This window comes from Bifidobacterium subtile (assembly GCF_000741775.1).
Lineage (GTDB): Bacteria > Actinomycetota > Actinomycetes > Actinomycetales > Bifidobacteriaceae > Bifidobacterium > Bifidobacterium subtile.
Genome location: NZ_JGZR01000006.1, coordinates 187,438 through 201,704 on the forward strand (window position 1 = coordinate 187,438; position 14,267 = coordinate 201,704).

A 14,267-nucleotide genomic window follows, 5' to 3' on the forward strand; every position below is an offset into this window, starting at 1 on the left:
CGCCTGTTATCAGCACTGCAATTACTGACCGTGCAATCGTCGCGAGGCTACAAGGAGCATACAATGACGCATTTTCCGCAGCTCGACACCCATCCGATCATGAATCCCGAAGCCGTGATCCAAGGCGATCATTGGCGTATCGGCGTGCTCGCCGAATCGCTAATTCGCGTGGAATGGCAGGATGATGGCGTGTTCGAGGATCATGCCACGCAGATGGTGGTGAATCGCGACTGGGGCGCGAAGCCGCATTTCACGCACACCGTGCGCGACGGGCGACTCGTACTCGACACGCCTGCGCTGCGTCTGACCTATGATATGAAACCCTTCAGCAAGGAGGGCTTAAGCGTCGTCATCAAAGGCGTGAACTCGAATCGCAACACCTGGAATTACGGCGAGGAGCAGGAGGGCAACCTGCGCGGCACCGCACGCACGCTCGATGAGACGAATGGCGTGACGCCGCTCGGCTTGGGCGTGGTTTCGCGCGACGGCTGGGCGGTGCTGGACGACTCGGCCTCCAACATCCTGGCCGAAACCGAGCAGGTGAACGGCGAAGCCAATCCCTTCGGCACTTGGGTCGTGCCGCGCCCCGGTGAGGGCCACGACCTGTACGTGTTCGGCTATGCGCATCGGTACATCGAGGCGATACGCGATTTCTACCGGCTGACCGGCCCTACGCCGCTGCTGCCGCGCTTCGCGCTGGGCAACTGGTGGAGCCGTTACCATCGCTACACCGAGCGCGAGTACTTGCAGCTGGTCGAGCGCTTCGAACACGAAGGGCTGCCGTTCACCACGGCCGTGATCGATATGGACTGGCACCTGGTCGATGCCGTCGATCCGAAATACGGCTCAGGCTGGACCGGCTACACGTGGAACCGCTCCTTCTTCCCCGACCCGAAGCGCTTCCTCGACACGCTGCACCGGCACGGGCTGAAAATCACGCCGAATGTGCACCCGCGCGACGGCATCCGCGCCTTCGAGGATGGGTACGCCGAAGCCGCGCGGCAGTTGGGCATCGATCCGGCGAGCGAGGAGCCGATCGAATTCGACCTGACCAGCCCGAAATTCATGAAGACCTATTTCGATCTGCATCACCGGCTTGAAGATGAAGGCATCGACTTCTGGTGGCTCGACTGGCAGCAGGGCGGCGTGACGCGGCAGCAGGGCCTGGACCCGCTGTGGATGCTCAACCACCTGCACTACTTGGATTCCGGCCGAGACGGCCGCTGGCCGCTGACCTTCTCGCGCTACGCAGGGCCAGGCTCGCACCGCTACCCTGTCGGATTCTCGGGCGACACCGTCGTGAGCTGGGAGTCGCTGCGCTTCCAGCCCTATTTCACCGCCACGGCTAGCAACATCGGCTATGGCTGGTGGAGCCATGATATCGGCGGGCATATGTTCGGCCGCCGCGACGAAGAGCTGGAAGCCCGTTGGTATCAGCTCGGCGCGTTCAGCCCGATCAACCGCCTGCATTCCACCGATTCGGCGTTCAACGGCAAGGAGCCGTGGAACTTCCGTGCCGAGGTGCGCGATTCGATGAATGCCTCGCTGCGTCTGCGGCACGAGCTGATTCCGTATCTGTACACGATGAACTGGCGGGCGGCGATCAAGGACCGGCCGATCGTCGAGCCGATGTACTGGCAGGCCGCAGACAATGCATCAGCCTACGAAGTGCCTAACGAATTCCGTTTCGGCACCGAACTGGTGGTAGCGCCGATTGTCGAGCCTATCGACCGGGAAGCGCAGCTCGCCAAAACCGATGTCTGGCTGCCGCAAGGCACGTGGTTCGACTTCTTCACCGGACGGCGTTATGAAGCGCCTGGCATTGATGGCCGCAAGCTTGAGGTCTGGCGACCGCTTGAGGCCATGCCGGTCTTCGCGAAGGCCGGCGGCATCGTGCCCATGCAGCCGCTTGACGAGGCCAACGGCCCAGTAAACTCGATCGACAACCCGAAGCATGTGCGCGTGGTCGCGTTCGCCGGGGCCGATGGGTCGTTCACGCTTGTCGAAGACGACGGGAGCCGAGGCACCGAATCCGCCGTGTCGACGACCGAAATGGCCCTGCACTGGGTCGCCGGCAGTTCCGCCACATTCACGATTGGCGCGGCGCAGGGCGAGGCTGAAGCTGACGGCTCCGTCGTGCCCGAGCGGCGCGCGTGGACCGTCGTGATGCGCGGAGTGGAGCCGGCCAAGGTTTCGGTGCGCGTCGGCGGCGAGGCCATCGAAGCCACGACGGCATATGACGAACGCACACTGAGCCTGAGCGTTGAAATCCCTGAGGTTTCGAGCGCTTGCGCCGTGGAGATACTCTTCGACGGGGAGCTGGCGCTCGCGCACGACACCAGCGCCGACGATGCCTTCCGCGTGCTCTACAATGCGCAGATCGACTATCTGACCAAAGACAAGGCCGACCGGCTTGTGCGCTCTGACGGTCCTGCCGCGCTCAACGCCTTGCATACTTTGGAGGAACCCGCCAATGGGGATCATCGCCATGATCTCTTCGTCTCGCATATGCCCGAATCGGTGATCCGCGCCGTCGCGGAGCAGCTGCTGCGCGTGTGATATTGTTTCGCGTGTCTGCCGCACAGCAACGCCGCACGGCAGACACGCGAGTGGATTGCGCAGTCCACAATCCCGTCGTAGTTTATGGCTACGGCAACAGCACAGCGAATAGTGCTGGGACCAACGCGATTGTGCCTAGCGCTCACCAGAACGAGCAGATGGCATGACACGGGACCTGCAACGACAGAGCAGACGGCAAGGAGGTGAGGGCGATGATGAGCTTCATGAATGAGTGCGCTTTGTGCACGACTCAGCATCGGCATCGCACCGAGCGTCTTGTCGTACGCTATTCCTCCCTTTAAATCGTTTTTCGCTATATTTTCGTCACCATTGTCGCGTCGCCGAAGAGCCATCGTTTCGATGCCATGGCGGATGCGCTGATCAGCAGCCGTCGCTGGCTGACATTCCAGCGCAGCGCCGGGATCGAATCCGGTTCCTGACGACTCCGGTGACCATCCTGCGCCAGTGCAAACGAACGCAGAAACGCAGGCATTTCGAGGGCAGGCGTACCACGCCTTGCCTCTCAAACGCTAGTGAGATACCGAAAGAACACAACGATACCGCTGTGCCGAGCGTCAGCACAGCATAAGAGAGAAATGTTGATATGACTGCATCCGCAGATAATTCGCGGGATATTCCGCAAGGAAAATCGCTGAACACAAAGTCGATTCTATTCAAATTCACCATTCTGAGCGTCTCCCTCATCCTAGTTACGGGCACCTCGGTTTCGCCCGCCCTGCCGCTGATGGGCAAGGATCTGGGCGCCTCGTAGACGAGCATCAATCTGGTGGGCACGATACCGCAGGCCTTCGTACTGATATTCCTGCTGCTTTCGCCTATGATCTCCAAGAAAATCGGCATCAAGAAGTCCATTCTGCTCGGCCTAGCCTGCATCGCCGTGTCAGGTCTGGGGCCGATCCTGTCCAGCAACTACTGGCTGATTCTTGTCTCCCGCATGCTGCTGGGCTCGGGCATGGGCATGTTCAATTCGCTGGTCATCACCATTATCAACCGCTTCTACAACGGCGATGAGGAGTCGAAGATGCTGGGCTATCGCGGTGCCTGCGAGCAGGTCGGCGCCACCGTGGCGACTCTGCTGGTTGGCTTCCTGCTGAGCTTTGGATGGCATAGCGCGTTCTTCATCTACCTGCTGGCGATCCCGATCGCGCTGCTGTTCTGGAAGGTCGTTCCGGAGCTGCCAGAGCCGAAGGAAAGCGACAGTGCAGAGAAGAAATCCGGCCTTTCCACGGTGTTCACACCGGGCACGCTGTCGTTGTTCTTCCTCGTCTTCGTGATTGTCATGGTCAATATTCTGGTGCTGCTGCAGATTCCGCGCCTGGCGATCGCGCGCAACATCATGACGGCGCAGCAGTCCAGCATCGCGGTGTCGCTGGCGACGTTGGGCGGGTTCCTGGGCGGCGTGGCCTTCGGCTGGATCTACGGCAAGCTGCGCGGGTACACGCTGCCATTGTTCCTGGTGATGTACGTGGGCGGGCTGCTCTTGCTGTTCGTCGCGTCCAATAGCGTGATGCTGATCGGCGCCAGCCTTGTCGCCGGATTCTGTGCCGCGACCACGATCTGCGCCTTCAACATGATCGTGAAGTTGGTTCCCGCGCAGGCGCAGGCCAGCGCGAACACGCTGCTGCTGGTCGGGTGCAACATCGGCTCCTTCCTCACGGCCTACGGCATCGCGTTCTCCCAGAAAGTGCTCGGCGACACGGCGACCGCGCCGGTGCTGTTCTTCGCGATTGTGCTGGCCGTCATCGCGGTGGTCAGCTTCTTCATCGTCAGGGCGACCAAGGTCAAGTTCTAGAAAGCAACTAGGACTATCAGAATCCCAACATTCGCAAGCATTCATAAATATCCACGAGAAAGGGATATTGCTATGAGCAACATAGTGCAAGGAAGCGACTACCGGTTCACGCTGCTGACGGAGCGGCTGATTCGCCTGGAGTATTCGTCGTCGGGCGAGTTCGAGGACCGCAACACGCAGCTGGTCGCCAATCGCGACTTCGAACCGGTCAACTATTCCGTGCTGAAGGACCATAACGGCCATGAGGTGGAGATCGAGACCGAATTCTTCCATCTGTATTACGACGGCGGCCCGTTCGCGGCGAGCAATCTGCACGTCGACGCCAAATACCAGTACACGCTGCACGACAGCCGCTGGTACTACGGTGAGAAGGCCAGCGGGAACCTCGGCGGCACCAACCCGACGCTGGATCTGGTGGACGGCTCGACGCCGATCGACGACGGCATCATGAGCCGCGACGGCTACGCCTACCTGGACGACACGGACTCCTTCGCCATCGAGGACGGCCATTTCGTAGCCCGTATACCTGAGGAATCCGACGGCTACTTCTTCGCCTACGGCCGCAGCTACCGCGAGGAGCTCGGCGACTACTATCGCCTGAGCGGCACGACCCCGCTCATCCCGCGCTATGCGCTGGGCAACTGGTGGAGCCGCTACTACCGGTACACACAGCAGGAATACCTCGATCTGATGGACCAGTTCGAGAGCGAGCAGGTGCCCATCAGCGTCTCCATCATCGATATGGACTGGCATCGCACCGACGACGTGCCGGCTCGCTTCGGCAGCACGTGGACCGGGTATTCGTGGAACCGCAAGCTCTTCCCCGACCCGCAGCAGTTCTTGAAAGAACTCAAAAAGCGGCATAAGCACATCTCGCTGAACACGCATCCGGCCGGCGGCATCCGAGCCTTCGAGGACGCGTACCCGGCGGTCGCCAAGGCCTCGGTCTGGACGTTGAGAAGGAAGAGCCGGCGATGTTCGACCTGGACGACCCGAAATTCCGCGAGTCCTACTTCGACGACGTGCACCACCCGATGGAGGATGAGGGCGTCGACTTCTGGTGGCTGGACTGGCAGCAGGGAACGAGCCGGAGCAAGGACAAGGTCGAGCCGCTGTGGAATCTCAATCATTACCACTTCCTCGACAACATGCAGCGCAATGACGGCGAAGGGCTGATTCTCTCCCGCTTCGCCGGCCCCGGCTCGCACCGCTACCCGATCGGATTCTCAGGCGACACGGTCATCACCTGGGCCTCGCTGGACTTTCAGCCGTACTTCACCGCGACCGCTACGAACATCGGCTACACGTGGTGGAGCCACGACATCGGCGGGCACATCTGGGGCAGCTTCGACCCGGCACTCTCGCTGCGCTGGCTGCAGCTGGGCGTATTCAGCCCCATCAACCGCCTGCACAGCTCCGAGAACCCCTTCTCGGGCAAGGAGCCGTGGAAGTACCGCCGCGACGTGCGCGAATACATGGACGCCTACCTGCGCTTGCGCAACCGGCTGGTGCCCTACCTCGACAGTGCCAACATCGGGACGCACGACGAGAACGTGGCGCTGATCGAGCCGCTGTACTACCGCTACCCGGACAACGAGGAAAGCTACCTGGTCAAGAACCAGTACTTCTTCGGCAGCGAGCTCATGGTCGCGCCGATCACGACGCCGCAGGACCCGACGCTCAACGTCGGCTTCGTGGATGCATGGCTGCCCGAGGGCCAGTGGATGGACATCTTCACCGATCTGGTCTACCAGGGTGACCAGGAGGGCATCGAGCGCCCGATGGTGTCGAGCTGCAACTTGGATGGCCAGTTCAAGACCGGCGAGACGACCATTCGGCTCGGCCGCACCTTGGAGAATATCCCGGTGCTGGCCAAGCTCGGCGCGATCGTGCCGATGGCCACGGATGCGATGCAGCGGTCGGACGCGCTGCCCGAGGAGCTCGACATCCAGGTGTACGGCAACAAGGACAACGAGTACGTGCTGCGCGAGCATCTGAATCGCAGCATCGCGGCCACGACATGGTGCACGCCCACTGTTTCGACACGCCTCGTGGTCTTATAGGCAATTGAAGTGATAATGAGTCTCGCTATTTCTATATAGTAGGAGAGTCCACATCTCACAGGATGCTGCGATGGCCCGTTCGGGAAACCGGCGAGGCTTTCGCGGCGGACGACGAATACGACACGACATGAGAACCACAGAGAAAACGAAGGTGTATCGATGACACAGAATGCAATGAAAAAGCCCTCCGTGCTTGCCCGCGTCATGGCTGCCGCGGCGGCCGGGGTGATGGCGCTGACGGTGGCCGCGTGCGGTAGCTCAGGCGATAACGCATCGCAGGGCGCCTCGGCCTCCGACAACGGCAAGATCAGCGTGGTCGCCAGCATCAACCAATGGGCCTCGGTGGCCAAAGAACTGGGCGGCTCGCACGTCGACGTGAGCAGCATCATGAGCAACACGAACGTCGAGGCGCATGATTATGAGCCTTCCACGGGCGACGTCGCCAAACTCTCCAAGGCGAAGGTCGTCGTGGTGAACGGCGCCGATTATGATCCGTGGGCCGTCAAGGCCGCCAAGTCCAGCGGCGCCACGGTCGTGAATGCGGCCGAGGTCGGCGGCATCAAGGAGGGCGACAACCCGCATGTGTGGTTCTCCGCCGCTGTGCGCAAAGCGACCGCCGACGCGATCACCAAGGCCTATCAGTCCGTCGATGCCAAAGGCAAGGCCGACTACGCGACGTTGAATGCTTCCTGGCATAAGGACGAGCAGCAGCTTGAAGACAAGATCGCGACGACGGCCAAGACCGCCAAGGGGCTGCCGTACGCAGCGACCGAATCGGTGGCATGGTATCTTGCGGGCGATCTGCAGATGGCCGATAATACGCCGAAGGGCTACGCGCAGGCTTCGGCCAACGAGAGCGAGCCGACTCCGGCCGACATCAAGGACTTCCAGAACGCGCTGGGCGACGGCAGCATCAAGGTGCTGGTCTTCAACACGCAGGAAGCCGATTCGACCACCGATCAGCTCGTGTCCGCAGCGAAGTCGGGCAATGTGCCGATCATCGAGCTCACCGAGCAAATGCCGAAGGAATACGACAATCTTCTCGATTGGATGAGCGCTCTGGTCGACAAGTTCGATTCAGCAGTCTGATGGCGGCTCTCGCCGGGAGCGCATTCCGACGAAAGCCGCGAGGGGCCGGTCATGCGACACGCGTGGCCGGCCCCTCGCTGTCTGTTGGGACTCGCGCTTTTTCGCGTCAGGCCAAAAGCGCGGGCCGCCGCTAGTCCGCCTTGCCGCCCTGCGACTTGACGTATCGATTCAGACAGCGATCGAGGATGGGAATGTGCAGCATGATCAGCGCGCCGTACCCGAACACCGCCAAAAGAAACAGGCCCTGGGGCATGTAAAACCATGAGGCTGCGACCAAAGCAAGGAATACCGCGTCAAGCAGCGCCACCGCCGCGGTCAGGCCGATATTCGATATGCCGAGAATGAAAGCGTTTGCAAGAGTTCGGCCACATGAGTTGTCGAAACGGGCCTGCAAGGTCCAGACCCATTCGAAGCCGATGACCCACAGAATGCTCAGCGCGAATTTAGGTATCAGCAGCGGCGTGATCTGCAGCACCACCCAGGAGTATGCAATGAGCGCCAGCGCGGGGCCGAATACCAGCCAGATCAAAGTCGCCCGCACGAAGTTCGAGCGGAAAGCCGCAAAGTAATTCGAAGTCGTATGGCCTTCGCCCGCTATCGTGCGGCGAGCCGCGGAATTCCCAGCGGCGAGGGCCGCTCCGATGGTGACGATCGGGATGCTGGTGAGGAGCATCAGGATGTTGATCCACACGGCATCGGCGGCGTTGGACAGCCCCTGCATGAATCGGGAATCTGGCGATAGGAACTTCATGGCACTCCTCGGGGTTCGGCGACCATTCCATTCTAGACAATCCCGAGTAATTCCGAGCATCGTTGGCGCAAGGCCGCGCCGCGTTCATTTCAACAGTCCGCGTGGCATCGATTGCATCGTGTTATCGTTGTCATTGGATGGTTTTGAATTCGTGAAACGACACGACAAGGCGAGACCATATCCGTCATGCCGATGAATGGCCATACGGCATGACACGGCACCCGGCGGCGAAGACGCCCCGGCATAACCAGCAACAAGCGAAAGGAACGAACACCATGCGAACCGGCACGAAAAAGCTTATTGCGGCGACGCTCAGCCTAGGGCTGGGCATCACGCTGGCTGCCTGCGGAGGAAGCGGCGCCGACCCCAGCAAAGGACATGTCTACCTGGTGAACGGCAAGCAGGAGATCGGCGATCAGCTGCAGAAGCTGGCCGACGATTACACCAAGGAAACCGGCGTTGACGTGCAGGTGAACACCGCAGCGGCCGGCAGCTATGACTCCACGCTCACCTCCGAGCTCTCGAAGAGCGAAGCGCCGACGATGTTCACTATTGGCGGCTACGACCAGTTCGCGAAGTACAAGAAGTACCTCACGAATCTCAAGGACACCGATGTCTACAAGCTGCTCAACGAGGAGGGCCAAGCCAACTCACACAAGGATGCCGACGGCGCATACACCTTGCCGTACGCCGGCGAGTGGTACGGCATCATCTACAACAAGAAGATCGTGAACGAGTACGCCAAGAAGCCGTATGCGCTCATCAAGAGCGACAAGGACATCAAAGACTACGACACGCTGAAGTCCGTGGCCGAGGACATGCAGAAGCACAAGGACGATCTTGGCATCAAAGCCGCCTTCGCCACGCCCGCGCTCGACGCGTCCGCATCCTACCGCTACACGACCCACATGGGACGTGTGCCGCTGTTCTACGAATACCGCGACGCCAATGTGACCTTCGAGCCGACGCTCAAGGGCACGTATCTGAAGAACTACAAGGATATGTTCGATCTGCAGCTCAAGAACAACCCGACGCCGAGCACAATGCTCACCTCGAAGAGCTATGACGACGTGACCTCGGAATTCGCGCTGGGGGATGTGGCGTTCTACCCCAACGGCGTCTGGGCGTACGGCCAGATCAAAGACAACAATGTGAGCGACAAGGACTTGGGGATGCTGCCATACTGGCTCGGCATTCCCGGCGAAGACAAGTACGGCCCGTTCTCGATCTACGATGCCTCATGGGCGGTGAACAAGAAGGCCTCGAAGCAGGACCAGAAGGCCACGCTCGACTTCATCGACTGGCTGGTGACCGGCGATGAGGGCAAGGAGAGCCTGTCCAAGGAAATGGGCTTCTCCGTGCCGTTCACCACTTTCGACAACGACAAGTACCAGCCCGCCAACCCTTTGACGACGGCCGCCCGCGCCTACGCCAAAGAGGGCAAGCCTTCGGCTCAGAGCTTCACCGTGCCCAGCCAGCAGTGGCAGGACGATCTGGCCAATGCGCTGACGGAATATGCTCAGGGAACCGGCAAGTGGTCGAAGTTCGAATCGGCCTACGTCGGCGGCTGGCAGAAGGAGTGGCAGAACAACCAGAAGGTGCTTGGCCTGCTGCCGCAGGTCGAGCCGTTCTCCAAATAGTCCCAATGGCGCCCATAACATAAGCAAGCGGTTCGTATCGATACCATAGCCAAGCCGAATCAAGACATCCAAGGAAGGAACCATGACACTGAACAACGAACGCGACGACTGGTGGAAGCAGGCGGTCGTCTACCAGATCTACCCGCGCAGCTTCAAAGACGCTAACGGCGACGGCTTGGGCGATATCCCCGGCGTCACGTCGAAGATCGACTATCTCAAAGACCTCGGCGTCGACGCGCTCTGGCTTTCCCCGTTCTACCCTTCGGACTTGGCGGACGGCGGATACGACGTCATCGATTACCGCAACGTCGATCCGCGGCTGGGCACCATGGATGATTTCGACGCCATGGCCGCCGCCGCGCACGCAGCCGGGCTGAAGGTCATCGTCGACATCGTGCCGAACCATACCGCCGACAAGCATGTGCTCTTCCAGGAAGCGCTCAAGGCCGGCCGCGGCTCCGCAGCGCGCGACCGCTACGTCTTCCGCGAAGGCCGGGGCGCACACGGCGAGCTGCCGCCGAACGACTGGGTGTCGCTGTTCGGCGGATCGGCCTGGGAACGGGTCGAGGACGGGCAGTGGTATCTGCACATCTTCGCCAAGGAGCAGCCCGACCTCAACTGGAAGAACCCCGACGTGCACGAGGAGTTCAAGAAGACGCTGCGCTTCTGGAGCGACCACGGCACCGACGGCTTCCGCATCGACGTGGCGCATGGCCTGGCCAAGGATCTGGAGAGCGAGCCGCTGGAAGAGCTCGGCAAACGCTACCCGGTGCACGAAGGCCTGAGCCACGATGGCAAGAATCCGCTGTGGGACCGTGCGGAGGTGCACGACATCTATCGCGAGTGGCGCGGGGTGTTCAATGAGTACGATCCGCCGCGCTTCGCCGTCGGCGAGGCATGGGTCGTGCCCGAGCACCAGCATCTCTACGCGTCGCCCGAAGAGCTGGGGCAGGTGTTCAACTTCGAGTTCGCCAAGGCGAACTGGACGGTCGCGGATTTCCGCGAAGCCGTTGTGGACGGGCTGAATTCCGCCGAGCAGACCGACGGCTCGACCACGACCTGGGTCATGAGCAACCATGACGTGCCTCGCAACGCCTCGCGCTACGGCCTGCCGCAAGTCAGCGCCGCCGCCCATCATCAGCTTGCCAAGGACTGGATTCTGCGCGACGGCACAAGCTACATCGAAGACCGCGAGCTGGGCACGCGCCGCGCCCGGGCGGCGATTCTCATGGAGGCCGGCCTGCCCGGATCGATCTATGTGTATCAGGGCGAGGAGCTGGGTCTGTTCGAAGTGCCGGATATTCCCTGGGACAGGCTCGAAGACCCCACGCCGTTCTTCACGCGCAGGAACTTCACCGACAAGGGCCGCGACGGCTGCCGCGTGCCGCTGCCGTGGGATTCCGCCGATGCGCCCGAAGCGGCCTCGTGGGATGCGAACTTCGGCGAGAAGCGCTCCTTCGGCTTTTCTCCTGCCACGCTGGACGACGGCAAGGCCCCGGCCGAGCCGCATCTGCCGCAGCCCTTGTGGTTCAAGGATTACGCGGTCGACGTGGAATCCGGCAACCCCGATTCGATGCTCACCTTGTATCACGACGCGCTCAAGGCCCGCGCCTCGCTGCTGACCGCAACGGCTGACACCTCATGCCAGATGCTGGATGCCGGCGAGAACGTGATCGCCTACTCGCGGCCGAGCGCCGACGGGCGGCGCTTCGTGAGCCTGACGAACTTCGGCGCCGAGGAGACCGACATCCCCCGCGGCGAAATCGTGCTGGCCTCCGCCGCTGTGCCTACGGGCAAGCTGCCGCAAGACACAAGCGTGTGGGTGCTGCTCGACGTGTGAGCGCCAAGTTCCCGTGCGCTCATGCGTGACGGCGCTATGGCTGGGTTCTAGTGGTTTGATGATGTCCCAGGGCCTGATGCTTGGCGCTGGCGAAGGGCTGGCGTGTTTCCCCAAACGGCAGACGCGCCAGCCCTTCCGCTATGCGGCGGCAGCTGTGGTCTCACGCAGGATCAGCTGGGCTTGCGCGATTTCGAACTGCGGTTCGGGAGTGCTTCCTGCTATGGCGTCCAGCGTCTGCGTTGCGGCCTTTCTGCCGAGTTCGAAGGGGTCTTGGCGCAGCGTGGTCAGGCCGATGGACTGTGCAAAGGGGATGTCGTCGAAGCCGATGATCGAGATGTCCTGCGGCACCCGGTGGCCATACTGCCGCAATCTGAACAGCGTCGGCAGCGCGATGTCATCGCTCTGGAAGCATATGGCCGTCGGTGCGCTCGGCATCGCGGTGATGCGGTTCAGCACGGTATTCGTCGCGTCGCCGTCTTCCGAGACGGCTATGGTCTCGGGCGTGGCTCCGGGGTGCGATCGGCACGCCGACAGGAAGCCGCTGAGGCGCGAATCGGCGCTGAATTGCAGCCGCGAGCTGCTGTTGGGCATCTTATAGACGTAGACGATATGCCGGTGGCCCAACGAAATGAGATGCTCGACGGCTACGCGCATCGCGTGTTGATCGTCGATGCTCACCGCGGCGTCGAAGCCGCCGGTCGAGGGGATGTTGATGCCGATGATCGGAACGTTCATCGTTCTCAGCTGACGAGTCTCCTCCGGCTCGATGTTGAAGGAGTTGACGACGACCGCATCCGCATTGCGCCGCACGGGCAAATCGGCGAAGAACTCATGCCGTTTGTCGGCGTCGACCATCTGAAAGATCGAGATGTCGTACCCGTTGGGATGGAATACGCTGTCGAGTCCGGCGAGTGCCGTCGCATTGAACCAGGTGGCGATGTTCAGCGAGGAGAGCAGGGCTACGCGGAAGGACTGCCCTGATTTAAGCGCAGAGGCCGAACGCGAAGCGTGGTACTCCAGCTTCCGCGCGGCGTCCAGGACTTTATCGCGGGTGCGGGGCAGGACCAGATCCGGCTTGGAAAGCGTGCGCGAGACCGTGGAGACCGAAACCCCGGCCTCGCGCGCCACATCCTGGATGCTCGCCTTCACGAATGCCTCCTCATGCCCCTGAAAAACCTGCGGACAGCGAACCGCCGTTGGTGCTGTCCTTTGACTTGCTAGGGCAACATTACCATGCTTTGCGCGTGCAGGGCCAAGCAAAGGCGAGGCGGCAAAGGCTGGGCCGGATGCGTGCGGCCGATGAAGCTGGGGGCTGTAAGGCTGCGTCGAATCGGTCCTAGACGGCATTCGGCGCCGGGCCGGTGGACAGCCGGAACATCATGCGGATTTGAGTGGATTCGTGGATGGGAGGCGTCTTATCGGTCTTATTGTTCTTATTGTTGGTTTCGCCAGCGGTCTCGTCGTTGGTTTCGCCGCGGTCGTTGTTGCGTTCGGCGCCATCTTCGGAGTCATCATCGATTCTGGCGATGAGGCCGAGCGTATGGCGAGCGGCCCGTGCGCCCATATCGCGCGGATCCTGCCGAACGGTGGTCAGTCCGACCTCGCTCGCGTAAGTGCTGTCGTCGAAGCCGGTAACCGAGAGAGCGTCGGGAATCGCATACCCAAGGCGTTGCAGTCGACTGAGCAGAGGCACCGCGAGCCGGTCCTGCTCGCAGCAGGTCGCCGTGGGCATGTGATCGAGCGCGAAGAGCTGCGTGAGCGCATGTTCGACGCGCTGGCTGGTATTGGGCACATGCAGCATCGCCGGCTCAATATGCGCCTCGGCGCACTCTGCAAGGAAGCCGTTGGATCTGCGGTTCGCGCTGTAATGCAGCGAGCCGTCGGCGTTCTCGGGCGGGTCGAGGCTGATGTAGCCGATGTCCCTGTGCCCAAGCGTGAGCAGATGGCGGGTGACCAGGCGCATCGCGTAGTCGTCGTCGGTCGCAATCGAGTAGTCGAACACCTCTTCGGGCAGGGCGCTGATGCCGATGATCGGGACGTTCATGCTGTGCAGCCGCTCGATCTCCTTGGAATCGACGTCGAACGAGGCGATCACGACCGCGTCCGCATTGCGGCGTATCGGAAGATTCTCGAAAAAGACGTGCCGGTCATCGCTGGTGCCGATCGGGTAGATGGCGATGTCATATCCCGCCGGGTGAAGCACCGAGTCGAGACCCTCGTACACATGGGCGTTGAACCATGTCGAAGAGGGGTCGTTAAGCAGCAGCGCGATGCGGAAGGTCTGCCCGGTCTGAAAGACCGCAGCTGAACGCGAAACGGCGAAGTCGAGCTCGTCCGCCGCTTGGATGATGTGTTCGCGCGTTGCCTCAGCCACGAGTTCGGGGTGCTTGAAGGCCCGTGACACCGTGGCGCTGGAGACCTTCGCGCGTTGCGCCACATCGCCGATATTGGCCTGCATAGTGTCTCCTTATGCCTCGTTGCCTTCTTCGCGGACAGTCGTTGCGGTGCGAGT

The 14,267-nt window shown here is 61.6% G+C and carries 10 protein-coding genes and 1 pseudogene; 8 read left to right on the forward strand and 3 right to left on the reverse strand.

The genetic code is table 11. The annotated features are described in order from the left end of the window. The first annotated feature begins 63 nt into the window (after positions 1-63). The 6 genes and pseudogenes from BISU_RS05300 (at position 64) to BISU_RS05320 (ending at position 7,524) form a co-directional block, all read left to right on the forward strand. Positions 64-2,559, forward strand: coding sequence for a glycoside hydrolase family 31 protein (locus tag BISU_RS05300; RefSeq protein WP_024462991.1), 2,496 nt, complete (start codon positions 64-66; stop codon positions 2,557-2,559). A gap of 604 nt (positions 2,560-3,163) precedes the next feature. Beyond that, positions 3,164-3,331, forward strand: a complete 168-nt coding sequence (locus BISU_RS12500) for a hypothetical protein (protein WP_155803796.1) — start codon at positions 3,164-3,166, stop codon at positions 3,329-3,331. Positions 3,332-3,346: 15 nt separating this feature from the next. Then, positions 3,347-4,372: an MFS transporter gene (locus BISU_RS05310; protein WP_024462993.1), complete on the forward strand. Its 1,026-nt coding sequence runs from the start codon at positions 3,347-3,349 to the stop codon at positions 4,370-4,372. A gap of 447 nt (positions 4,373-4,819) precedes the next feature. Then, positions 4,820-5,263, forward strand: a pseudogene (locus BISU_RS13430) (TIM-barrel domain-containing protein); the annotation flags it as partial. Between the two features lie 83 nt (positions 5,264-5,346). Continuing rightward, positions 5,347-6,435, forward strand: a complete 1,089-nt coding sequence (locus BISU_RS13170) for a TIM-barrel domain-containing protein (RefSeq protein ID WP_324606617.1) — start codon at positions 5,347-5,349, stop codon at positions 6,433-6,435. A gap of 174 nt (positions 6,436-6,609) precedes the next feature. Then, a complete protein-coding gene (locus BISU_RS05320) occupies positions 6,610-7,524 on the forward strand; it encodes a metal ABC transporter solute-binding protein, Zn/Mn family (protein WP_024462994.1) in 915 nt (304 codons plus the stop codon). A 130-nt stretch (positions 7,525-7,654) separates the two neighbouring features. On the opposite strand, the gene BISU_RS05325 is transcribed toward BISU_RS05320, so the two are convergent. Beyond that, positions 7,655-8,275, reverse strand: coding sequence for a DUF624 domain-containing protein (locus tag BISU_RS05325; RefSeq protein WP_024462995.1), 621 nt, complete (start codon positions 8,273-8,275; stop codon positions 7,655-7,657). Between the two features lie 275 nt (positions 8,276-8,550). On the opposite strand from BISU_RS05325, the gene BISU_RS05330 reads away from it, so the two are divergent. Next, positions 8,551-9,915, forward strand: a complete 1,365-nt coding sequence (locus tag BISU_RS05330; protein WP_024462996.1) for an ABC transporter substrate-binding protein — start codon at positions 8,551-8,553, stop codon at positions 9,913-9,915. An 82-nt stretch (positions 9,916-9,997) separates the two neighbouring features. Beyond that, positions 9,998-11,755 carry a glycoside hydrolase family 13 protein gene (locus BISU_RS05335; protein WP_024462997.1) on the forward strand — a complete coding sequence of 586 codons (1,758 nt, stop codon included), beginning with the start codon at positions 9,998-10,000 and terminating at the stop codon, positions 11,753-11,755. 138 nt (positions 11,756-11,893) lie between these two features. Here BISU_RS05335 and BISU_RS05340 read toward each other — a convergent pair whose 3' ends face one another. Both BISU_RS05340 and BISU_RS05345 read right to left on the reverse strand, forming a co-directional pair. Next, positions 11,894-12,904 (reverse strand): LacI family DNA-binding transcriptional regulator, encoded by a 1,011-nt coding sequence (locus BISU_RS05340; protein ID WP_024462998.1) that lies wholly within the window; start codon positions 12,902-12,904, stop codon positions 11,894-11,896. 187 nt (positions 12,905-13,091) lie between these two features. Then, entirely contained in the window at positions 13,092-14,213 is a 1,122-nt protein-coding gene (locus BISU_RS05345) for a LacI family DNA-binding transcriptional regulator (protein ID WP_024462999.1), read from the reverse strand. Between the last annotated feature and the right edge of the window lie 54 nt (positions 14,214-14,267).

Coding starts and splice junctions, on each gene's coding strand:
- BISU_RS05300 (WP_024462991.1), top strand. CDS start 64: ATGACGCATTTTCCGCAGCTCGACACCCATCCGATCATGAATCCCGAA.
- BISU_RS12500 (WP_155803796.1), top strand. CDS start 3,164: ATGACTGCATCCGCAGATAATTCGCGGGATATTCCGCAAGGAAAATCG.
- BISU_RS13170 (WP_324606617.1), top strand. CDS start 5,347: ATGTTCGACCTGGACGACCCGAAATTCCGCGAGTCCTACTTCGACGAC.
- BISU_RS05320 (WP_024462994.1), top strand. CDS start 6,610: ATGAAAAAGCCCTCCGTGCTTGCCCGCGTCATGGCTGCCGCGGCGGCC.
- BISU_RS05325 (WP_024462995.1), bottom strand. CDS start 8,275: ATGAAGTTCCTATCGCCAGATTCCCGATTCATGCAGGGGCTGTCCAAC.
- BISU_RS05330 (WP_024462996.1), top strand. CDS start 8,551: ATGCGAACCGGCACGAAAAAGCTTATTGCGGCGACGCTCAGCCTAGGG.
- BISU_RS05335 (WP_024462997.1), top strand. CDS start 9,998: ATGACACTGAACAACGAACGCGACGACTGGTGGAAGCAGGCGGTCGTC.
- BISU_RS05345 (WP_024462999.1), bottom strand. CDS start 14,213: ATGCAGGCCAATATCGGCGATGTGGCGCAACGCGCGAAGGTCTCCAGC.